Genomic DNA, 22,761 nt, shown 5'->3' with positions numbered 1-22,761 from the left:
GACATCGGGGATGCGGCTGGCCACTGCGCTCTGGAATCGGGGTCTCCATGGGCGTTCGGCAAAGACGTCGGGCGCAGGGGTTGAAAGATCAGCGAGCAGGGGTGCGAGCGTGCGCGGCGCGCGACATCCAGGCGGCGCGATCAGCATGTCGCAATGCATAGCCGTCATCGACAGGAGCTTGCAATGAAGCAGTCGCAGTCGCTTTCACTTGACCACACGGCCCCGGCGCATGCGCCGGAGGCAACGGCGGCGCCGGCCGATCACGCGCATACCACGCGTTATCGCAAGGTCATCGTCGCATCGGCCCTCGGATGGGGCCTCGACGGTTTCGATCACACCATGTTCGCGCTCGCCCTCGGCGCGATCCTCACCTCGTTGCAGCTTTCCATCGGCCTGGGCGGCACGATCTCCACCGCGAGCCTCGTAGCCTCGGCCGTGGGCGGCATGTTCGGCGGTGCGCTCGCGGACCGCTATGGCCGCGTGCGCGTGCTCGTCTGGGTCGTGCTCGGCTTTTCCGTGACGACGGCGCTCACGGCCACGGCGCAAAACGCCACACAACTGGTGGTCTGGCGCACGCTCGAAGGCCTGTGCTTCGGCGCCGAGTGGCCCGTGGGCGTGGCCTTGCTTTCCGAATACGCTAAGGCAGAAAGCCGCGGCCGCCTGATGGCGTTCATGCAGAGCGCGTACTCGATCGGCTGGGCCGCCTCGACCATCGCCTATTACTTCGTGTTCTCATTCGCGCCCGCTCACGACGCGTGGCGCTGGCTGTTCGTGCTCGGCCTGCTGCCCGCCATCGCCATTTTCATCATCCGGCGCGGCATGCGCGACCGTGTGGTGACGGGCGAGCACAAGCCGCTCAATCCGTTCCAGGGCATCGCACGGCTCTTTCACCGCGATCTGCGCCGCACCACGCTGTCGTCCACGCTGTTCCTGGTCGGCGCGCACGGCAACTACTACGCGATCGTCTCGTTCCTGCCGCTTTATCTCGCCACCGAGCGCGGGCTGCATGTGGCGGGCACGACCACCTTCATGCTCGTGCAGATCGTGGGCGGCTTCATCGGCTACAACTCGAGCGGCTGGTTCCACGACCGCTTCGGCCGCCGCCCCACGCAAACGGCTGCGTTCGCGTTCGCCATTGCGAGCATTGTCGCGTTCCTCTACACGCCGGTGCAGTCGCTCGCGCTCGGTTACGTGCTGGTGTTTCTCGTCGGCATGAGCATTTCCTCGGTGGCGGGCGGGCTCGGCGCGATTCTCTCCGAGCAGTTCCCGACGCGCATTCGTGGCGCGGGCGTGGGCTTCACCTACAACGTCGGGCGCGGCATCGCGGCGTTCGGGCCGATGCTGATCGGCTTCATGGCGAGCCGCTATGGCCTGGGCTGGTCGATGATGGTCGTCGGCATCTGTCTCGCGCTGCTGTCGACGGCTGCGCTCTGGACGCTGCCCGAAACGCGCGGCAAGCAAATCATTCACAGCGGCGAAGTGTGAGCGCCGCGCGCGAGGCCCATTCGAGTGCCTTCGCGCGAACCATCAGGCACGTGTCGATTCGTCGACGGTAATTCAACTTTGGAGCAAGGACTGACCATGAGCTGGCGCATAGGTGTGGACTCGGGAGGCACTTTCACCGATATCTGCCTCTTCAACGACGAAACTGGACAGCTGGAAATCTGGAAGGTGCCGTCCACTCCGGACGATCCTTCGCGCGGCATCATCGAAGCCGTGCAGCAGGGGCTCGAGCGCGTGGGTGCACAGGCGGGCGAGGTATCGTTCCTCGGGCACGGCACGACGGTCGCGACCAATGCGCTCATCGAACTGAAGGGCGTGAAGACGGGTCTCGTGGTCACGGACGGCTTTCGCGACCTGCTCGAAATCGGGCGCCAGAAGCGACCGAGCCTTTACGACATGAACGCCGAAAAGCCCGACGTACTCGTATCGCGCGACCTGCGGCTCGAAGTGGTCGAGCGGCTCGACAGCACGGGCCGCGTGGAAGTCGCGCTGCGCGAGGACGACGTGCGCGCCGCGGCACAGCGTCTGAAGGACGCGGGCGTGGGCGCCGTCGCCATCTGCTATCTGTATAGCTTCCTCAACGCGGAGCACGAGGCGCGCACGCGCGCGCTGCTTGCCGAACTGCTGCCGGGCGTGTTCCTCAGCACGTCGAGCGACGTCGCGCCCGAGTTCCGCGAATTCGAGCGCTTGTCGACGACGGTGGTGAACGGCTTTCTCGGCCCGGTCATGTATCGCTATGTCGAGCGCCTCAAGCACCGGCTCGTCGAGATCGGTCTGCGCGTCGCGCCGTGTCTCACGCAGTCGAACGGCGGCGTGATCGGCTTCGACGCCGCGGCGACGTTGCCCGTGCGCACGCTGCTCTCGGGCCCGAGCACGGGCGTGGTCGCCGCGCAGGCCATCGGCAGGCAGGCGGGCTTTCCCAACGTCATCACCTTCGACGTGGGCGGCACGAGCAGCGACGTCGCGCTGTTGCAGGACGGCATTTGCAAGCTCACGAGTTCGGCGGAGGTGCATGGCTATCCGATCAAGGCGCCGATGTTCGACATCCACACGGTGGGCGCGGGCGGCGGCTCGATCGCGGGCATCGACAGCGGCGGCCTGCTCAAGGTCGGCCCGCGCAGTGCGGGCGCCGATCCGGGCCCGGTCTGCTACGGCCGCGGCAACACCGAGCCGACCGTGACCGACGCCAACATCGTGTTGCAAACGCTCAACCCGAAGGAGATTCTGGGCGGGCGCATGAAGGTGCACCGCGATCTCGCGTACGAGGCGATCGGCAAGATCGCCGAACGCCTCGGCATGGAGACGATGGACACGGCGCAGGGCATCATTTCCGTGCTGACCGCGAACATGGCGAAAGCGATTCGCGTGATCAGCGTGCAGCGCGGCCACGACCCGCGCGACTATGCGTTGATGGCGTTCGGCGGCGCGGGTCCATTGCACGCGGCGCGGCTCGCGAAGGAACTGGACATGTCGCACGTGATCGTGCCGCGCACGCCTGGCACGCTCTGCGCGCTCGGCTTGCTGCTCACCGACCTGCGTTCGGATTTCGCCCTCACGCGATTGCTGCCCCTCGCTGAAGACGCGCTCGGCGCGTTGCGCGACGGCTACGGCGAATTGCAGGCGAAGGCGAAACGGTGGTTCGACGGCGAGAACATTGCCGCGCCCGCCCGCCAGCTCACGCGCACGATCGACCTGCGTTACGTTGGTCAGAACTACGAATTATCGGTGCAACTGCCCGAGGGCGATATCACTGCGGACACGCTCGACGCGCTGCGCGCGGCGTTCGAGCAGGCGCATCGTCAGCGTTATGGCTTTGTCGCCGAAGGCGAGGCCGTGCAGATCGTGGCGATGCGCGTCGAAGCCCTCGGCCGCGTCGCGAAGAACGAATTCCAGCCGCAACCCGATATGGGGCCCGACGCGTCCGCCGCTCGCGGCGGCGCGCGCGAAGTGTGGCTGCCCGAGGCGGGCGGTTTCGTGGAAACGCCCGTGTACGAGCGCTCGCTGCTGCGCGCGGGGAACGTGATCGATGGCCCGGCCATCGTCGAGCAGATGGACACGACGACGGTCGTGCTGCCTGGCATGAAGGCCAGCGTGGACCCTTACCTCAACCTCATTCTGGAGTTCGTGTGATGCAGATCACCGTCGACCCCATCACCGTGGAAGTCATCGGCAGCGCGTTGACGTCGATTGTCGAGGAAATGGGCGAAGCGCTTGTGCGCGCCAGCTACTCGACCAACATCAAGGAGCGCCGCGACTGCTCGACGGCCATCTTCGACCGCAACGGCCAGGCGCTGTGCCAGGCCGAGCACATTCCGATGCACCTCGGCAGCTTCATCGGCGTGATTCCGCACATTCTCAAGCGCAACGCCGTGGAGGACATTCGCCCCGGCGACATCTTCATCGCCAACGACGCATATGAAGGTGGCGCGACACACTTGCCCGACATCGTGATCGCCGAGCCGATTTTCTTCGACGGCAAGATCGTGAGCTGGGCCGTCAACACGGCGCACCACGCCGACTTTGCCGACCGTGGTCACGCGCACATCTATCAGGAAGGGCTGCGCATTCCACCGATTCGCCTCTACCGCGAAGGCGTGCTGCAAAAGGACGTGCAGGAGTTGATCCTGCTGAACTGCCAGGTGCCGCACGAGCGTATTTCCGATTTGCGCGCGCAATGTTCGGCGAACCGGCTGTGCGTGGAGCGCATGGAAGCGCTCTACCGCAAGTACGGTGCGCAGCAGGTGGTCGCGACCGGCGACGCGTTACAGGACTATGCAGAGCGCAAGATGCGCGCGGGCATCGCGCGTATTCCTGATGGACGCTATCGTTTCGCCGATCGTTACGACGGCGTGCAGTTCGACGGCGAGATGACGCTGGGCGTGGAAATCGAAGTGAGGGGCGACGAGATGCGCCTGCACTTCGAGTCGCCCGCGCAGGTGCGTGCCGGCATGAACGTCACTTACACGGGCCTGCTCGCGACGGTCTACTACGCAGTCAAATCGATCGTCGATCCGAGCATCTTGCCGAACGCCGGTCTTGCGCGCCCGATTACGGTGGCGGCGCAGAAGGGCACGCTGCTCAACTGCACGCACCCGGCGGCGGTGGACGGACGCATCGGTGCGTGTCAGCGCGTGGTGGACGTGATCAACGGCGCGCTCGCGCAAGCCGTGCCCGAGCGCGTGCCGGCAGCGGGCAACGGCGCCTGCACGGTCGCGAGCTTCACGGGCACGCGTGACGACGGCAGCCTCTGGGTGTATCTGGAGACGATTGGCGGCGGTAGCGGCGCGCGCCCACATGCCGATGGCCTGAGCGGTGTGCACGTTTCGATGACGAACACCTCGAACCTTCCGGTCGAAGCGCTCGAACTCGAATATCCGCTCACGCTGCTTCGCTACGAGCTTGTGGGGGACTCGGGTGGCGCCGGCGAATTCCGCGGTGGCATGGGACTGCGGCGCGTCTATCGCATCGACCGCGATTGCGTGGTGTATCTCGAAGGTTCGCGCCTCATGTCGTCGCCGTGGGGGTTGCATGGCGGCGAAGAGGGCGGGCGAGGCCGCTTTGATTGCGGCGAACCGGGTGCATCGCTCAAAGGCTCGGTCGCGCTCAAGCGCGGGCAAACGCTCGATATCGTGACGCCCGGTGCCGGCGGGTACGGCGATCCCGTGAAGCGACCGCATGACCAGGTGCAAGCGGACCTCGCACAAGGTCGCATCTCGCCGGAAACGGCGCAGCGAGTGTATCGCTACAGCGTGTAAGTGTGTTCTGTTGGGTCGTGCGGCGTTCGACGTCGCACGACGCATCGTCTTACCCCGATTCAAATGATTTGGTCAATATTTAGTATGCCAAATCAACTGATTTGATTATGGCGTTTCTTTGGCGCCACCCACTTCAAGAGGCAGATTCAAATGGCAACTCCGCAAGTCGAAAAACTCAAATCCGGCAGCGTGTTCGAAGACAAATACAGCTATTCGCGCGCCGTGGTCGTGGACAACTGGATTCTTGTCGCCAATACGGCGGGACGTAACTATCAGACGCGCGAGATCTCGAACGATGCCGCGGAGCAGACGCGCCAGTGCCTCGCCAACGTGGAAGGCGCGCTGAAGGCCGTGGGGGCGTGTTTCGCCGATGTGGTGCGTTCGCGCGTGTTTATCCCGCGTCTCGAAGACAAGGACGCCGTGATGCACGTGATCGCCGAGGCGTTTCGCGGCGTCGACCCTGCGAGCACGATCACGGCGACGCCGCTGGCGGGTCCGGAGTATCTCGTCGAGATCGAGGTGACGGCGTATCGCGGCGCGGGCGCGGCGCAGGTGGAGCGCATGCGCGTGACGCTCTGACGATGCGTGCGTCACAGAAAAAATAAAGCGGAGGCCACGCGGTCAATGTGCTTCGCATGACGAAGCCACTCCGGGAAATGTTGCAACAATTCAGGGCTTGGGGAAATTCGATGAAAAAGGTCATGATGATGGTCGTGTGCGGCGTGGCGGCGGGCGCCACGCACGCGCAAAGTTCGGTGACGCTCTACGGGGTCGTCGATGAAGGGCTGCAATACACGAACAACCAGGGCGGTCACGCCTCGTATGCGATGTCGCAAGGCGGGCTTGGAAGCAGCAAGTGGGGCCTGACGGGCACTGAAGATCTGGGTGCGGGCCTGCGTGCGTTCTTCAAGCTCGAAAACGGCTTCAATCCGGGCAACGGTGCGCTTGGCAACAACGGCGCGCTATTCGGGCGCTCGGCGTATGTGGGGCTCGGCAGCGACCGCTATGGGCAGCTTCGCCTTGGTCGCCAGTACGACCTGCTGTTCGAAAGCCTTGTGCCGCTTTCGGCGGCGGGCAAGTTCGCGGGCGGCCTCGGCGCACATGCGGGCGACGTGGACAACGTGTGGGGCGACTTCAACCTCAATAACGCAGTGAAGTATCTCTCGCCCACGCTCTCCGGCTTGCAGTTCGGCGCGGCCTACGCGTTCGGCAATGTTGCCGGGTCGATGGGACGCAACCAGACGGTCAACTTCTCGCTTACGTATGCGAACGGGCCGCTCGCCCTGGCCGCCGCCTACCTCAAGGTCAACAATCCCGCCACGGCCGTCTGGAGCGCGACCGCTACGCCCGTGGAAGGCGCATCGTGGACGAATCCGCTCACCACGCCGATCTATCGCGGCTATGCGAGCGCGTCTTCGTTGCAGATCGCGGGAGGCGGCGCGAAGTATCAACTTGGCGCGTCGAACCTGGGCTTGCTCTACACGAATGTGCAGTTCCACGATGCCGTGGTCACGTCGACAACGCCGCTCGGCGGCAATGCTCATTTCAATACGCTCGAAGGCAACTACACGTTCAACGTGACGCCGGCTTTCCTCCTCGGTGCGGCCTACAGCTACACATGGGCTAACGACGCGCATTACGGTCAGCTCAATCTCGGATCGACGTATCTGCTGTCGAAACGCACGCTGCTATACGTGAGCGGCGTGTGGCAGCACGCAAGCGGCACGAATTCGGTGGGCACGGAGGCGATGGCGGCGAACAATAACATCACGGCTTCGACTACGCCCAATCAGGTCGTCGTGCGCGTGGGTATGCGTCACAGCTTTTAGGCATGGGGTGAGGCTGATCCGGAATGCCGGGTCAGCCTCAGGACGGTATTGGCAAGTTGAAGTTGGCGCGGGGTAGTGTGGCACTGGCGGTACGGCCGCAATACCCGGCCTTCCGGCGGCGAACCCCTACCTGACCATGTCGCGCAGCTGGCGCTGCAAATCCTGCGCCTGGGCCGGATCGGTAAAGAGATCGGCCGGCTGCGTCAGCCGCCTGGCGACGATATTGGCCTGTATGGCGGAGGCGGTGCCCGGCTCAGGCAAACCCGCGCCCGCGCAGACCGCGTCGCCAGACGGCAAGCTGCCTTGCAGCAGATAGTTCGCCACATACTCGTCCATGCACGCATCGTTGGTGAACAGCGCGCCGTGGGTATAGCTGGTTTCCTGCAATACGAACTTCGAATGCTTCAGGATGGCCGCTGTTTCGCGCGCACCGGCCAAAGGCGTCTTGGCGTCGAACTCGGGTTGCAGCAGCAATAAGGGCAGCGCCGCCGCGCGCGCGAAGGTCGGCGGATTCCGGGGGGCGAACGACCAGTACAGACAATGCTGGACGCTGCCGACGACTCCCCCTCCAAACAGCGAGGACTGTGCCAGCGCGTTGCCAAGACTCGTCCAATATGGCTGGTCCCGATGCAGCGGCGCGGCATCGTTGCAGATGACCGACCTGCTCGTGGCCTGGCTGGCGTCTAGCGCGATGGCTTGCGTCTGACCGGCAAGGAAATCGCGGTAGTACGTAGCCGCGTTAATTGCGACCTGATGCGCGGCGACTTCCTGATCCGCCGCCGCAGCGGGCAGGAATTGCATCGCGTCAAGGGCGGCATAAAGATCATCCGGGGAGATCGCGGGGTTCCCTTGCAAGATGGCACCGACCGCCTTGCTCACCACCAGATGAACGATGACGCCGTTGACATCATCCTGGTTGCCCAACAAGTCGTACAAGCCCCCGGCAAGCCAACTCGTCAGCCAGGCCGGACCGCTACGGGCGATCTGCCGGATGCCGTCCACGTCCGAACCCAGACCGAAATAGCTGTCATGGGCGGCGGCATAGGGTGCGATGATGTCGTCCAGTAGATACTGCATGGACGGAGCCTGACCGAGAAAAGCATCCGGCAGCGGCAGGCCGATATCCATCAGGCTATCGAGGATCATGTGGCCAGTGCGATTGGCGAACAGGTCGGCATAATAGGCACCCAACCGCGTCCCATACGAGGCCCCGTAATAATTGAGCTTGTCGTACCCCAGCGCGGCGCGAATGACATCCATGTCCCTCGCCGTGTATTCGGTATTGATCGTCGGGGTCAGCGGATTGCCGCCGCAGGCGGCGGCCACCGCGCGGTCGTAGGCGATCTGCGAGTTGATGCCCTCTGCGGAACGGTCAGTGTCGTTGACCGCCGGCAGCGACGTCGTCGAGCTACAGGTGAGCGTAGTGCTGACGCCCACTCCGCGTGGATCGAAGCCGATCAGGTCGTAGGAATCAGACAAGCGCAGAAGCTTCGCGCCGACCGGATTGGCCGGGTTGGCCAGGAGCCACAGGCGACTCAGGGCCAACGGCATGTTCAGCCCGCTTACGCCCGGTCCGCCCGGATTGGTCCACAGCGCACCCAGCCGGTTTTCCTGTGTGCCCGCCGCCACCTTCAAAACGCCGATGCTGACGCTGCCTTTGGAGACGTCGCTGTAGTCGAGTGGCACCCTCACCATGGCGCACTGGGTTCTGCCGGACAACACCGGCCGAAGATCCGGCGCGACGTTGGCGAACGTGCCGGTACTACAGTCGCTCCAGGCCACGGTCTGCTGGTAGAAAGGCTCCAGCGCCGCATCACGGGAGTTGTCCGATCCGCCGCAGCCGGACAGGCCGAGAGTCACGAGCAAGGACGCGGCGGCGCCGGCGCGCTTCAGGATTTTTTTGTTCATGTTGATCACCAGCTAAATTGCAGCCCGGCTCATTTGTTCCGTGAACCACAATCAACCCGGTTGGTTGCAGTGGGTTGCAGTTGGTTGCCGGATCCCTCTTGCGGGCCATTGAGCCGCGCTTGTCAAAATGGACAGATCCCCGGCCGCTGTCATTCGCACCGGGGTCGCGGCCTGGCGAGCAACCGACCCGCCAGTTCCGCTGCCGAAGGCTTTTGGGCGCGATTGCCGAATGTTTTCCAGATTGCCGTACGACTGCGCGCTTGCCGTTCCAGCCACACCCAGGAAAAGGACGTTGCGCCAATCAATAAAAATCGACTCAATCTAAAATCAGGCATCCTTATTTAACAAGGTAATAATCCGATTTGTATGAAAGTCGAATCCTTCAATCCACCAGCATATCTTTCCACCCGGCTTCCATCGCAACGCTTCAGCCAGAGCTTGCTGGTGTACATAACCGTCGCACACGTCTACGCGCTCACGACAATGCAACGGGGCGCAGCATGCGCCGCGTTGCATGTCCCGCATGTCGGCTCACTGGGTACGCGGATAAATATCCGTGACGTTGACGTTCCACGTCGAATCTGTCGCCATCAATGCCTGACTCAGATTCGCCGCCACTGGCGTCGACGCGAGATCGAATTCCTCCATGCTGAATTCAGGCGTAGCGGGGAGGAAACCTGTCAGTTTCGCTGTCTTGATGTCGTAGTCTGCGGCAAGGACACGCACCTTGTCGCCCGGTTCAGGTAACGGCAAGATTCGGGGCACACGATCAGCGAGCGACGACGTCGTGCCGAACGCGACCCACACTGGTGTACCTTGCGTACCGATATATTCTTGATACATGAGATAAGTCAGCTCCCCATTCAGCTCAACTGGAACCACCCAGTATTGGTCGCCATCGTCGTCAGCACCAACATAGCCAAGAATCACCGGATAGCCGTTGAGCGTGAGCCAGTTACCCGACAACGGTGCAGTCAAGGAGATTGAGGCCCTGAAATTTTTGGCATTCTGGTAAATGGGCATACTGCCTACCAGCGTCGCCTGGCCGTCCGCTCCCACATTCGAGAAAAGCAGGTTGTCGACCAGGACGATCCCCGCATCGCTGCGGACATCGGCCGCGATCGCTCCTCGCGTGACAACGGCGTTGATGTAGCTGATATGCGGCCTGGCTTCGATCGCGGCAATATATTTGCTCGTGAAATCCCGGTATCCAGCTGAAAAACCGATGGTCTGATACTGAGCGGATCCCGATTGGCTCGCGAGAGATCGCGACGGAAAATAGACAGACAGCCCGGATGAACCGCTGTAATCCGCCGTGGTGTTGTTATACACCACAGCCTGGCTGATCGCGTTAGCCAGCGCAACAGACCCCTGAGCGGTATCGGCAATGCTTCGTGAAAACTGCTTCAGATCGACCAGATCAAGGTCGCGGCTGCTGTCAGCGGCATTGCCTGTTCCGCCGAATCCCAGCGAGGTCGCCCGCTTCCAGACGACATTGACCCAACTGTCATCCGAAGAGGCAACCTTCGACAACACGGACCCTGACCACGACTCAAGGGCGGTCTGTACGCCTGGCATCTTGCTCAGGTCGATCAACGACAGCGTTCCGAATTCGCTGTCCTCGTCCTGTTTTTCGATGTACGAATCCGCAACCGACTTGCCGAACGTGCGGGCATCCTGCGCCGCAGAGGCCACGACCGAAGTCCAGTTCCAGCCGGCCCCAGGTTCCAGCTCCTGTGATGCGAGCAGATAGCTGGAATACGGGCTCAGCGCGCTCGCAACTTCGACAGTCGCCATCAGGCACGCGTCAAAACCGATCAGATCGAAGTGAATATTCGCTGCCCGGGTGCCGTCCGAGATCGCTTTTGACAAATCCGGCAACGTCATTGACGAGTCCGCCCCGGACGCACTCCGGAAATTCTCGTCGCCGCCAAAACCGTACCAGCCGGCCCCGTGGTCCCACAACAGCAACTTGTAGTTGCCCGCTGGATAGTGCTGTTTCGCCCATACGATAAAGTCCGACAAGGTTGAGGGCGCACCCATATCGATCTTGCCAAGATCGGCGACCTGCTGAATCTTGCCGTTGGCGAGTACGTGGCGTTTGACATTGACCCAGTCCGGAACCGGTCGGGAACTGTCGTCTACGACATTGGCGCCACCGGTTTCGATCACGATATTGGTACTGGCTGGCAGCGTCGCCTTCAGCATCTCGTTGATGTTCGCGGTACCGCTTTCCCAGTTGCTCTCGAGGTTGGAGCCGACCATGTAGACCATCACGGTAGTGGCCGCCTGCGGCTGAGGCGTTGGCGATGTCGTGTTGTCTCCCCCGCACGACGCCAGAAATATGACGAGTGTCAGCACCGTCACTTTAAGCGAATAAGATTTCATGATCTGCACTCTATTTTTATAGTAAAACGAGAACGTTTATTTAGAGCTAGCGTGTGATAGGTCTGCCCTGATTTCCCCGCCATGGCTATCTGGAGTCGCAACCGGGCGAAGCGACTCCGGGTGCCTGCCAATGCATCAATCGGGGCACAGGAACATGGGACCAGGCAGCTATCGAGCAGGCATTGACCGATGCGTCTCTCCAGACGGGAATGCCCACACCCCCAAACTTCAGAGGAATTATGCAAAGCGAAGACGAGTCGCCATATCACTGAAACCAGGTATTTTGTGACCGCCCGCTTCAAGAACCCTTTGAGGGCAGCGATTAGCTGGGGGCAGACAGTCGGCCGGATCCAACAGGCGATGTATCGTTGCCGCGAGCGGGTTGAGCTGTTGTTCCTCCTGACAACGGGCGATGTCGTGCCCCCTGCCTGAGCTGGCGGGCGCACCGAGATTGCAGTCCGTAAGACCGACCCGGATTCATGTGGGTATCCGCCAGTATTGGCGCGCCCTCGACAACCTCGAAGCATGTACGCGCAGCGTGCCGCATTCGCGCGGGTGGAGTGAGTTCCTGCGCGATAGCGGCGGCGCGGGCTTCTGGCATGAAAGCGATCGCCGGCATGCCGATTCAATTGGCGCCAAGACGTGCACATGCACCGTGGCTGTCGAAGACCTCGATATCGTCGTGCAGAATGCGCCGGATTTCAAAAATCGCCTCCGGTGTTTCCTGAACGCTATGCCCCGAGACGATCACCTTTTCCGAGAGCGCGCCGTCGAGATGCGCACTGCGATAGGGGACGACTCCGTCATCGGAATCTTCGAGCGGGCCCGTCTCACGGCGCCGCGCAATAATCGAGTGAAAGCACACACTCTGGCTGATCGGTAGCCGTGAAATCGACTGGATGATCGGATCGGTTTCCCGCAACTGCTCAATGCTGTTGGGAATCGCGATGGTCTTTCCTGCCCGCTGGGTGCTATCCGCGTTGGTCGCGCTTTGCAGCATGTCGTCGATCTCCTTCAGCAGCGCAAGCGGCAAGCGCACCAGATTCGCGACCCAGCGAGACAGCCTGTTGCTCGCGAACGGCGTGCCGCGGTGTGGCGTGGCGATAAAGATCGCGCGCTCGATCTGTGGCATCGGCGTAAAGCGGAGCAGACGATTGAGCCGTTCATCCTCGCGAACGAGGTCGACCCCTTCGGGCAGGTATTGGTTCTGGATGGTGACCCACAGAACATCGTCGGAAGACGAAACGAGCAGCCGTGCGAGCACACCGCCCATGCTGTGGCCGATCAGCACCATGCCGTTCGAAGCGGGCAGCACGCCTGCGGGGTCGAAATGCGCGAGCGTGAGTTGCACCGCCTGCCGTATTCTCGCGAGGTTCACGAGTATGGGCACGTTGGTCGGGTAGTAGACCTGCCAGACCTGGAAATGATCGCGAAGTATTTCGTCACCCTGAATATCGTTGGCGACGTTGACCCATGCCTCGGGACTGCTGGCCAGACCATGCAGCATCAGCACGATGCGGCGGTCGGGATTGAACGGTTGCATCATGTAAATGCGTGGGCGATCGATGCCCCTCGTGCGGCCGAGCATCGAAAGCAAGGACTGTCTGGCAAAGCCGGAGCGGGCAAGCCAGATGCCGTAGCCTGCACTGAAGTTGGCCGCGAGCGGTACGGTCTGGCCATTCAGCTCGACGTATTCCACGCGATACGGATCGTAGGCGGAGAAGACCACGTCGTGCGAAGCGAGCACCTGTTCGAGCGTGCCGCCGCCAAACGACAGCAGCGCCGTGACATTTGGCGAAGGCATTTCGTTGAACGGACGCGAGCCCGGTGCGAACCAGAGCGTGGCGCCCGCGTTCGAATCAGGATTGCCTTCGGCGGTTGGCTCGCTGTTTGCCGCGCTGTTTGGTGTGCTGCTGGCCGGGTTGGGCGCGGCGGCCTGGGTGACCGCAACCAGTTCCGCGCCCAGGCCGTCACGGCGATAGGTATTGTGCAGTCCCGCGAACGACAGCCTCGAAGCCGGAATGACTTCGCTGAGTTCGCGTATGCCCTCGGGCAGCCGGACTTCTCTCAGGTCAATATGAACGGTCCACGCTCCGATGAACTGATTTTCCGGATCGCGATTGCCATGGTTCGTTTCAGACGTGCTGCGCAGAAACAGCGCGCCGGCAAGTTCCTGCACCGCATAGTTGTAGTAGTCGCGAATCTGCGTCTGGCGATCCTTGAATGCCCGTTCGCCAGCCGTGCGTTGACCGAGGAATAAAAACGCATACGCGTAGCGCGCTGTCTTTAGCCACGAATCGAATTGAGCGTCGCTCCAGGGGGTGCCCGCAGGCGGCGTTTGCGCAAGTGCCATCTGGAGCGATAACTCGGCAAGGCTGGCGAGGCGCTGATCGGTATTGAGTCCGCGGACGGTTGCAATCGTGTCGATACACGCTTGCGGCGCGCTTTGGCACGAACCTGCGTCCAGTGCCGCAACCCGCAGCGTGGCCTGCGTCGCCGCGCTCAAGTGGCCGGTCGAGAGAATATCGCCCCGGCGCATGGCAAAGTACTGCTGCGGGCCGAGCGAGTTCACGCGCACCATCGCGCAGCCGGATAGCAGCGCGACAATGAGAACGGCCAGCACCTGGGCCGATATATCGGCCAACCGATGAGCCGGCCGAGGGCAACGCGGCATGCGTGATGAGTAAGGGCGCGTCATGAAGGATCCAGGCCATTCGCGCGCGTGAGGACAAGCGTGTGACGAAACGGGGGGCGATGCAGCGCGGCGGCGAGCAAAGCGATATATACCAGCCTGATCTGGATCGCGTTCGCACGGTGATCCACGGCATGCAGGTGCGCGCTCTTAGGCCGACTGGCGGCACCAGGATCCACAGACTCCAGTCACCATCGATCCGCAGGGCAGAGAACCCGGCCAACCTGAATCTGATTGAAAGCGAGCCGAATGGCGTGCGTGGAGTCGTGGCACAGGCACGCCCGTGTGACGTGCTCGTGCGCGGTTGTGGATGGCTGAAAAGCGACCTGAAGCTGCCTGACGAAGTGCGACATCTGAGCGACCGCAATGGCCGAAGATCCATCCGATGCGATCCCGGCACGGCGGTCGTTCCACGTAAGCGCCAGTTCTCGGCGCGTAACCCCGGTCAGCAGGACTGGCGGCGCACCGGCTTGCCTTCTGCCGTTCCGGGCGCCTGCCGCGGTGCGGGCTGCCGCATCCGGCATTTTTCCGGGCAGGCGAGGCGCTACGCGGGTTACAGTGGAAAGGCGCGTCCGCCGATTTCTCTCTGAACCGGGCCACCCCCGAGCAGGGGGCATCCGCGCGATGATCGGCACTCAGGAACTCGTCGTTGAAGGTGCTGACACGGTGTGAAAGGCGCTTCGTGTTTTCGTTGCATGCGCCAAGGCGGATTTCGCGGACTGCCTGATCGAGCGTTCCGGGTATGTGGCTGAGTGCGAGTCCACGGCAACTCTCGACGTGGCGGCCTCGAAAGTTGCAGGGAGGCAGTTGATCAAGTCATCACGGCACAGGCCGATAAACTGGAAATTTGGAGCCACACATTCATGGCTAAACAACATAATCGTCGCCAACGTAAGAAGCTCCATCTCGGGGAGTTTCAGGAACTGGGATTCGCCGTGTCCGCCGTGCTGCGCGACGGCGTTTCCGAAGCCGACGCCGAGCGTGTTTGCGATGCGTTCATCGCTGACTGTATCGAGGACGCGCGATTGACCTATGGTGGAGCGATCGGGGACAAGCTTGATGGATTTGTCGTTCCCTTTGCCAATCTCGCATCGGCGACGGAGTCGCATCGAGCCGTTGTACGCGATTGGCTTGAAGCGAGGGCCGAACTGACGTCTGTCGAGGTTGGGCCGCTCGTTGACGCCTGGTATGGGCATGACTAAGAAAACTGGACGACCATGGATTTACCTCAACAACTGGATCTCGCGTGCTTGCTTGAGACGTACTGGCCGCTCGTGGTGGCAGCACATCCCGCAGGCTTGCCCATGAAATTCATCGCTGAATCTGCACCAAAGGTGGCGGTTCTGCAAAGCATCGGGGTATTGGACATGTTTTTAAAGGTCGATGATGATTTCAATAAAGTCGTGACTGAAGTGGCGAACGGACGTGGCGTCGATTCGTTAACCCGTGACGATTTTCGAATCATCGCTTCTCTCTATGCGGGCTGGTATCGCGCCGGGAAGTGAATGCACGGAAAACCAGCAGCGATAGCGACATTGTGCGGATTCTCCGCTGCACGTAAGGCGCGATCGGTGCGCTCAGGGGCCCTTTATTTCCCCGATCGAAATCGACGCTGGGGACTTGCTTGGTACCCAAATGGATACCAGCCGCCCTTGGCCAGTGATCTTGACTGAGTTTCGTTCCCGATCGGATACGAATAGATCGAAGCACGCCGATTGGCTTATCTTTCGTACCCGATCGGGTACGAGCAAAAGGGCCCCCCTGTGGATCAATCGGATTTCCCCATATCGGACGTTGCGGCGCTTGGCAACATTGTTCGCGCGGCCCGCATCGCTCAGGGGCTCACGCGTGATGACCTGGTCAACATCACGGGACTGTCACCCAAATTCATTACGCATGTGGAGTCTGGAAAGCCGACAGCCCAGATAGGCAAGGTTTTCGTTCTGCTTTCCGAACTGGGCATCATGCTCCGTGCGCAGACATCGATCGCCATTTCGGCCAGGACAGCGGAGCAGGCCCGCCGCAGGCGCAGGAGCCCGAATGCCGAATAGGGCGCTCGTAGCGTGGGCCAATGGCGAACGCATGGGGGTCGTAGCAGACAACGACGACATCTGGTCGTTCACGTACGACCCACAATGGTTCGCATCCAGAAGCGCCTTTGCGCGGCTACGCGCTTGACATCGGTCGCGCTGACGCGCGACGACGTGCTCGACAACATCACGCTCAATTCGCTGACCAATACGGGTATTTCGGCCGCACGTTTTTACTGGGAATCGCACACGCATTTTGCCTTTCCGCTGATGTCAACGTGCCTGCCGCAGTGAGCGCATTGCCCGGGGAAAATTTCCAGGCGCCGAAAAGCTGGACCGAAAAAGCCTATCACGCAGGGCGGGGCCCCGATCTGGACACACTGGTGGCCTCGTGCAAGAGAAGGAGGGTTCGCGCCTTCTACACAATGCCGACCCTGCACAACCCGCTTGGCTGGGTGATGGGCGCGACGCGGCGCCGCGAGCTTGCCGCCATCGCGCGACGTCATGGATTGATGCTGATAGAGGACGCGGCCTACGCGTTCCTGGTGAACGATGCACCGCCGCCATTGGCCGCGCTCGCACCGGAACTGACGGTCTATGTGTCGAGCTTGTCCACGAGTGTTTCGACGGGATTGCGCATTGGCTTTCTCCACGCTCCAGCCGAATGGATTCCGAAACTCGAACGGGCGATCCGGGCGACGACCTGGATTCCGCTCGAACAGGAGGTCCGTGCCGTTACGATCGCGATGGCATTGATGCGCGAGCGGATCTCCGTGACGACCGCGCTGCCGTTTTCCACATCGTCAACTGTGCCTCACGCCATTCGCCTGGCGATTGGCTCTGTCGATTTGACCACGCACTGAAGGCGGGTACGCGTCATTGGGATGGATGGCCGGCAGGTTTTGCGGGTGAAACGGTCATTGGAAGGGCGGCTTTAGCGATCGCACGAACGCCGCATACCGGCAGACAGCCGACCGATCCGGCCACCCGAAATCGACCCGTTGCGGCTCTCCTGCCCAAGCGGTAAGTGATGTCCGAAAACGAAACAGGACAGGACATTCCGGCGATGCGTGTCATCGGCGGTTTCTCGTCTTGAATGACAGCTAACGCCGAATGCGGCTGCGGCGCGACGCGCCTGCACCCTGGCAGCGCTTGCCCGATGTACGCGCAGCGACCCGGCGTGGCGAGAATGCCCTGAAGCGGGGCGCGCCGCGCGAGTGCGAGGCGCCGCCGCCGTGCACTGGCAACGTGAATCGCTGCACCGCCCGGCAACATGAAACGGCCCACGATGGCGCGCGATCTTCGCGGTAAATCGCTGGATCGACACGCTGTCGATTGCCCGAAAAGCTTGTGCGGACAAGCGTTTGCCGCTCGCTTTATCGCATCTGGCATGGATGCTGCGTGGCGCACTTCATCTTGTATTCAAGATTGAACTCATGCCACGCACCGCTGTGTTGAAGGTCCACGACCTGCTCGACGCCTATCGCCGCAGCGAGACTTCGCCGCGCGACATCGTCGCTACCGTGCTGCAACGTCTCGCGACCACGCATCGTCCCGAAGCGTGGATCCTGCGCGTGCCCGAGGCCGATCTCGTCGCGCGCGCCGCGCAACTCGAAGCGTTGCTCGCCGATGAAGGCCCGGCGCTGTTCGTGCGCATGCCGCTGTTCGGCGTGCCGTTCGCGGTCAAGGACAATATCGACGTCGCGGGCCTGCCGACAACCGCCGCTTGCGAAGCGTTTGCCTACACGCCCGACGAAACCGCGTTCGCGGTCGCGCGTTTGCTGGAGGCGGGCGCGATCCTCGTCGGCAAGACCAATCTCGATCAGTTCGCGACCGGCCTCGTCGGCACGCGTTCGCCCTACGGCGCGGTGCGTCAGATCGAGCGCGACGCGTACGTTTCCGGCGGCTCCAGTTCGGGGTCGGCGATCGCGGTCGCGGCGGGCATCGTCGCGTTTTCGCTGGGCACCGATACGGCGGGATCGGGGCGCGTGCCGGCGGGCTTCAACGGACTCGTCGGTCTCAAGCCGTCGCTCGGCCTCGTGAGCAAGCGTGGCGTGGTGCCGGCGTGCCGCACGCTCGACACGCTCTGCGTGTTCGCGCACGACGTCGCCGACGCATGGACGGTGCTCGACCGCCTTGCCGCCTTCGACGCGCGCGACGGTTACGCCAAGCGGCTCGCCTCGCGCGGCTTGCAGCACGCGCCGCTGCGCATCGCCGTGCCGGACACGCTGACGTTCTTCGGCGACGACCGCGCGGCCGGCGCGTTCGCCGCGACGCTCGACGGCATCGCCGCGCATCTCGCGCTCACGCCTTCGACGTTCGCGTTCGCGCCGTTGCAGCAGGTCGCGGCGCTGCTCTACGACGGGCCGTGGGTGGCGGAGCGGCGTGCCGCGCTCGGCGACTTCTTCGACACGCATCGCGCGGACATCGACCCGACCGTGGCGAAGGTGATCGGCCAGGCGGCGCGTTTCGACGCCGCCGCGGCGTTCGACGGCCAGTACGCGCTCGCGGCCCTGAAGCGCGACGCCGAGGCGCTGTTCGAGCATGCCGACGTGCTGATCGTGCCGACCACGCCGACGCATCCGACCATCGCCGAGGTAGAGGCGAATCCCGTCGAGGTGAACAGCCGCCTGGGCGTGTACACGAACTTCGTCAATCTGCTCGACTGGTGCGCGCTCGCCGTGCCCGGTGCGCCGCGCGCCGACGGCTTGCCCGCGGGCGTCACGCTGATCGCGCGCTCGGGCGCCGACCAGCAGCTTGCGGTGCTCGGCGCGCGCATTCAGGCGTGCTTCGACAACGCCGCCGACGCGCGCGCTGCCGACGCAATCGCCGCGCAGCCGCTGCCGCTCCAGGAACCGACCGTCACGCTTGCCGTGGTCGGCGCGCATTTGCGCGGGGAGCCGTTGAACTGGCAACTCCGGCAGGCCGGCGCGCGCTTTCTCGAAGCGACGACGACGGCGCCGTGCTACCGGCTCTATGCGCTGGCAGGCACCGCGCCACCGAAGCCCGGCCTCGTGCGTCAGCGCGACGCTAAGGAGGGCGAGGAAGGCTCGCAAGGCGAGGCCATCGACATCGAACTCTGGGAGGTGCCGCTGCGCACGTTCGGCGCGTTCGTGGCCGCCGTGCCCGCGCCGCTCGCGATCGGCTCGCTCGACACCTTCGACGGACGCACCGTGAAGGGCTTCGTTTGCGAGTCGTGCGCCATCGCCGCCGGCGCGGGCGCCGTCGACATCACCGCGTATGGCGGCTGGCGCGCCTATCTGGCACATCACGTTGTGCACCGCGCGCCGCCACCGCACGCCTGACGTCTCCGATCCGCCATTCCAAAACGCAGTGAAACCCGAACGCAGTGAACGACCCACTCAAGGAATCCACACCATGACCCAACGCCGCGACTTCATCAAACAGGCCGGCGCGCTCGCGCTCGGCAGCCTGCTGCCGCTCGAAAGCGTGTTCGCCGCCGACAAGCTGACGGTCGGCGTGGTCTACGTCGGCTCGAAGGGCGATTACGGCTACAACCAGGCGCAGGCGCAGGCCACGGCGGTCATCAAGAAGTTGCCGAACGTGAAGGTGGTCGAGGAAGAGAACGTGCCGGAAACGGTCGCGGCGCAGAAGTCGATGGAAGCGATGATCGAGCAGGACGGCGCGACGCTGATCTTCGCGACCTCGTTCGGCTATTTCGATCCGCACGTGCTGAAGATGGCCGCGAAGTATCCGAAGATCCGCTTCGCGCATTGCGGCGGACTCTGGAAGCCGGGCAATCCGCCCAATATCGCGAGCTACTTCGGCTATATCGACGAATGCCAGTACCTCAACGGCGTGGTCGCGGGTCACATGAGCAAGAGCAAAAAGCTCGGCTTCGTCGCCGCCAAGCCGATTCCCCAGGTGCTGCGCAACATCAACGCGTTCACGCTCGGCGCGCAGTCGGTCGATCCGTCGATCACCACGCACGTGATTTTCACGGGCGACTGGTCGATGCCGGTCAAGGAAGCCGAAGCGACCAACAGTCTCGTCGATCAAGGCTGCGACGTCCTGACCTGCCATGTCGATGGTCCGAAGGTGGTGATCGAAACGGCGGAGAAACGCGGCGCGATGAGCTGCGGCTACCACGCGAGCCAGGCCGCGCTGGCGCCGAAGGGGTATCTGACCGGCGCCGAATGGGACTGGGCGACGCCGTACAGGACGCTCGTGGCCGACGCGCAGGCGGGCAAGCCGCAGCCGAACATTTTGCGCGGCGGCTTGAAGGAAGGCTTCGTGAAGATGTCGCCTTACGGCGCGAAGGTCACGCCCGCCGCGAAGACGAGCGCCGACACGATCAAGGCGCAGATGGTGGCCGGCCAGTTCGTGATTTTCAAGGGACCGCTGAAGGACAACAAGGGCGGCGCGGCGATCGCGGCGGGCACGAGCTACGCGCAGACCGATATCACGCTCGAAAGCATGAACTACCTCGTCGCGGGCGTCGTCGGCCAGATCTGATCGATGTCCACGTCGATGCCCACCTCGCGCGCCATCGCATAACCGCCACGTGCCCACGGCCGCCCCCCTCGCAAGGAGAGATCATGCGCGCTCGCGCTTCCTCGGTGACTTCAGTCGGCGCCGCCCGCGTGCTGATCGGCGTGCTGCCCGCTTTGCCGACGCTCGCGGCGATCGTCGGCACGTTGCTGCTGTTTTCGCTGTTCCTGCTGATCCAGGGGCAACCGGCCGGCGACGCGATCGTGCTGATCGCGCAGGGCGCGTTCGGCTCGTCGTTCGCCTGGCAGAGCACCTTGCTGCGCGCCGCGCCGCTGATGCTCACCGCGTTGTGCGTGGCGCTGCCCGCGCAGGTCGGGCTGATCGTGATCGGCGGGGAGGGCGCGCTCGCGCTCGGCGGCCTCGCGGCGGCGCTCATGCCGCAATTGCTGCCGGCCGCCACGCCCTGGTTCGTCGCGACGCCGCTCATGGCGGTGGCCGGCATGCTCGTGGGCGGCGCGTGGATCGGCGCGGTGGGCGCGTTGCGCCAGTGGCGCGGCGTGAACGAGACGATCAGTTCGCTGCTGATGTCGTATATCGCGATCGCCGTGTTCAAGTTTCTCGTGGAAGGGCCGCTGCGCGATCCCGCGAGCCTGAACAAGCCGTCCACGCCCGCGTTGCCCGACGCGTTTTCGATCGGCTCGCTGCCGGGGCTCGACGTGCACTGGGGCCTGTTCTGGGGGGCGCTCGCGTGCGTGGCGGCGTGGGTGTTCGTGCGTCATAGCACCAAGGGCTTCGCGATGCGCGTGACCGGCGGCAATGCGCGCGCCGCGCGCCTCGTCGGCCTGCCGGTGAATTCACTCGCGTTGACCGCGTGCGTGCTGGGCGGCGCGGCCGCGGGCCTCGCGGGCATGTTCGAAGTGGCGGCGGTGCAGGGCAGCGCGAACGCCTCGCTGCTCGCGGGCTACGGTTACGCGGGCATCCTTGTCGCGTTCGCGGCGCGCCAGAATCCGCTCGCGATCGTCGTGTGCGCGGTGATGATCGGCGGCATCGAGGCGAGCGGCAGTCTGCTGCAACGTCGTCTCGATCTGCCCGACGCGACCACGCTGGTTCTGCAAGGTCTGCTGTTCGCGAACCTCCTCGCGTGGGAAGCGCTGGGCGGACGCCTCGCCGCGTGGCGCGTGAAGCTTCAGGCCGCGGCGCAATCCGAAGTCTCGCCTTCGCTGGAGCAAACTCATGCCTGATCTGCAATCGCCGTTCGCCGTGCTGATGCTCTCGCTCGTCGCGGGCGCTATTCGCGTGAGCACGCCGTATCTGTTCGTGAGCCTCGGCGAATGCCTGACCGAAAAGGGCGGGCGCGTGAATCTCGGCCTCGAAGGCATTCTGGTGTCGGGCGCGATGAGCGGTTACGCGGGCGCGTATCTGACCGGCTCGCCGTGGGCAGGCGTGCTCATCGCGGGCGGCGCGGGCCTGCTGCTCGGCTGTCTGCACGGCCTGATCTGTTCGTTGCCGCGCGTGTCGGACATCGCGTTCGGCATTGCGCTGATGCTGTTCGGCACCGGTCTTGCCTTCTATCTCGGCAAGCCGTTCATCGAGCCGCAGGCGCCGATGCTGCGCTCGTTCGATTTCGGCGCGTGGAGCGCCTCGCCGCAACTGCATAACGCGATGCACGTGAACCCGCTGTTTCTGATCGGCGTGGCGCTGGCGTTCGTCCTGCAATGGGGGCTGCGCTCGACGCGCTGGGGCATGACGCTGCGCCTCGTTGGCGAGAACGTGGAAAGCGCGCGGGCGATGGGCTATGCGGTCACGCGCGTGCGCATCGTCGCGACGGCGGTCGGCGGGTTCTTCGCGGGCGTGGGCGGCGCGTATCTGTCGCTCGTCTATCCGGGCAGCTGGAACGAAGGGCTGTCCAGCGGCCAGGGGCTGATGGCGGTCGCGCTCGTGATCTTCGCGCGCTGGCAGCCGCTGCGTTGCCTGTGGGCGGCGCTGCTGTTCGGCGCGGCGGGCGCACTCGGCCCCGCGTTGCAGGCGATCGGCGTGACGAGCGGCTATTACCTCTTCAACGCCGCGCCCTATGTGTTGACGCTCGCGATCATGATCGTCAACTGCCGGCCGGATCGCACGCTCGCGGGCGCGCCCGGCGAGTTGAGTCTCACGCGCTGACGTTTTCCTTCGCCATCGAATCCATCCGTCTCACCGGAGACCGA

Annotated in this window: 16 protein-coding genes and 3 pseudogenes; 16 read left to right on the top strand and 3 right to left on the bottom strand. The window is 63.6% G+C overall.

Annotated features, from left to right (window positions below; genetic code table 11):
* Positions 1-183 precede the first annotated feature (183 nt).
* From C7401_RS36170 to C7401_RS36150, 5 genes are all read left to right on the top strand, one after another.
* Positions 184-1,485, top strand: a complete 1,302-nt coding sequence (locus tag C7401_RS36170) for an MFS transporter (protein WP_181565780.1) — start codon at positions 184-186, stop codon at positions 1,483-1,485.
* A 96-nt stretch (positions 1,486-1,581) separates the two neighbouring features.
* The gene (locus C7401_RS36165; RefSeq protein ID WP_112176845.1) at positions 1,582-3,633 is read left to right on the top strand and encodes a hydantoinase/oxoprolinase family protein; all 2,052 of its coding nucleotides are present in this window, start codon (positions 1,582-1,584) and stop codon (positions 3,631-3,633) included.
* Positions 3,633-5,258, top strand: a complete 1,626-nt coding sequence (locus tag C7401_RS36160) for a hydantoinase B/oxoprolinase family protein (RefSeq protein WP_112176844.1) — start codon at positions 3,633-3,635, stop codon at positions 5,256-5,258. Before C7401_RS36165 ends, C7401_RS36160 begins: the two co-directional genes overlap by 1 nt.
* Positions 5,259-5,408: 150 nt before the next feature.
* Positions 5,409-5,837, top strand: coding sequence for a RidA family protein (locus C7401_RS36155; protein WP_112176843.1), 429 nt, complete (start codon positions 5,409-5,411; stop codon positions 5,835-5,837).
* A 110-nt stretch (positions 5,838-5,947) separates the two neighbouring features.
* On the top strand, positions 5,948-7,087 hold the full coding sequence (locus C7401_RS36150; protein WP_112176842.1) for a porin: 1,140 nt from the start codon (positions 5,948-5,950) through the stop codon (positions 7,085-7,087).
* Between the two features lie 126 nt (positions 7,088-7,213).
* Here the strand turns inward: C7401_RS36150 and C7401_RS36145 are convergent, their stop codons facing one another.
* Entirely contained in the window at positions 7,214-8,995 is a 1,782-nt protein-coding gene (locus C7401_RS36145) for an alpha/beta fold hydrolase (protein WP_112176841.1), read from the bottom strand.
* A gap of 531 nt (positions 8,996-9,526) precedes the next feature.
* Positions 9,527-11,383 (bottom strand): clostripain-related cysteine peptidase, encoded by a 1,857-nt coding sequence (locus tag C7401_RS36140; protein ID WP_112176840.1) that lies wholly within the window; start codon positions 11,381-11,383, stop codon positions 9,527-9,529.
* 412 nt (positions 11,384-11,795) lie between these two features.
* On the opposite strand from C7401_RS36140, the pseudogene C7401_RS46190 reads away from it, so the two are divergent.
* Positions 11,796-11,978, top strand: a pseudogene (locus tag C7401_RS46190) (hypothetical protein); the annotation flags it as partial.
* A 30-nt stretch (positions 11,979-12,008) separates the two neighbouring features.
* Here the strand turns inward: C7401_RS46190 and C7401_RS36130 are convergent.
* The gene (locus C7401_RS36130; protein WP_309252016.1) at positions 12,009-14,027 is read right to left on the bottom strand and encodes an esterase/lipase family protein; all 2,019 of its coding nucleotides are present in this window, start codon (positions 14,025-14,027) and stop codon (positions 12,009-12,011) included.
* 110 nt (positions 14,028-14,137) lie between these two features.
* On the opposite strand from C7401_RS36130, the gene C7401_RS44640 reads away from it, so the two are divergent.
* The 10 genes and pseudogenes from C7401_RS44640 to C7401_RS36080 all read left to right on the top strand — a co-directional run bounded on the left by C7401_RS44640 (position 14,138) and on the right by C7401_RS36080 (position 22,717).
* Positions 14,138-14,665, top strand: coding sequence for a hypothetical protein (locus tag C7401_RS44640; protein ID WP_146758054.1), 528 nt, complete (start codon positions 14,138-14,140; stop codon positions 14,663-14,665).
* A 273-nt stretch (positions 14,666-14,938) separates the two neighbouring features.
* Positions 14,939-15,277, top strand: coding sequence for a YggL 50S ribosome-binding family protein (locus C7401_RS36120; protein WP_112176838.1), 339 nt, complete (start codon positions 14,939-14,941; stop codon positions 15,275-15,277).
* 15 nt (positions 15,278-15,292) lie between these two features.
* Positions 15,293-15,580 (top strand): hypothetical protein, encoded by a 288-nt coding sequence (locus C7401_RS36115; RefSeq protein WP_112176837.1) that lies wholly within the window; start codon positions 15,293-15,295, stop codon positions 15,578-15,580.
* Positions 15,581-15,838: 258 nt separating this feature from the next.
* Complete coding sequence (locus C7401_RS36110) at positions 15,839-16,126, top strand: helix-turn-helix domain-containing protein (RefSeq protein ID WP_112176911.1); 288 nt, start codon at positions 15,839-15,841, stop codon at positions 16,124-16,126.
* Positions 16,127-16,261: 135 nt separating this feature from the next.
* Positions 16,262-16,458 (top strand): annotated as a pseudogene (locus tag C7401_RS36105) (epoxide hydrolase); the annotation flags it as partial.
* Positions 16,459-16,968 (top strand): annotated as a pseudogene (locus C7401_RS36100) (aminotransferase class I/II-fold pyridoxal phosphate-dependent enzyme); the annotation flags it as partial.
* A gap of 573 nt (positions 16,969-17,541) precedes the next feature.
* On the top strand, positions 17,542-19,410 hold the full coding sequence (gene atzF, locus C7401_RS36095; RefSeq protein ID WP_112176910.1) for an allophanate hydrolase: 1,869 nt from the start codon (positions 17,542-17,544) through the stop codon (positions 19,408-19,410).
* Positions 19,411-19,483: 73 nt separating this feature from the next.
* The gene (locus C7401_RS36090) at positions 19,484-20,581 is read left to right on the top strand and encodes a BMP family ABC transporter substrate-binding protein (protein WP_112176836.1); all 1,098 of its coding nucleotides are present in this window, start codon (positions 19,484-19,486) and stop codon (positions 20,579-20,581) included.
* Between the two features lie 83 nt (positions 20,582-20,664).
* Positions 20,665-21,798, top strand: coding sequence for an ABC transporter permease (locus C7401_RS36085; protein WP_112176835.1), 1,134 nt, complete (start codon positions 20,665-20,667; stop codon positions 21,796-21,798).
* Positions 21,791-22,717 carry an ABC transporter permease gene (locus C7401_RS36080; RefSeq protein WP_112176834.1) on the top strand — a complete coding sequence of 309 codons (927 nt, stop codon included), beginning with the start codon at positions 21,791-21,793 and terminating at the stop codon, positions 22,715-22,717. Before C7401_RS36085 ends, C7401_RS36080 begins: the two co-directional genes overlap by 8 nt.
* Positions 22,718-22,761 lie beyond the last annotated feature (44 nt).

Origin of the sequence: Paraburkholderia unamae, from assembly GCF_003268775.1 — a bacterium.
Classification (GTDB): Bacteria; Pseudomonadota; Gammaproteobacteria; order Burkholderiales; family Burkholderiaceae; genus Paraburkholderia; species Paraburkholderia unamae.
The sequence above is the reverse complement of the archived record's forward strand: the minus strand, read 5'-3'. Positions and strand labels throughout refer to the sequence as shown.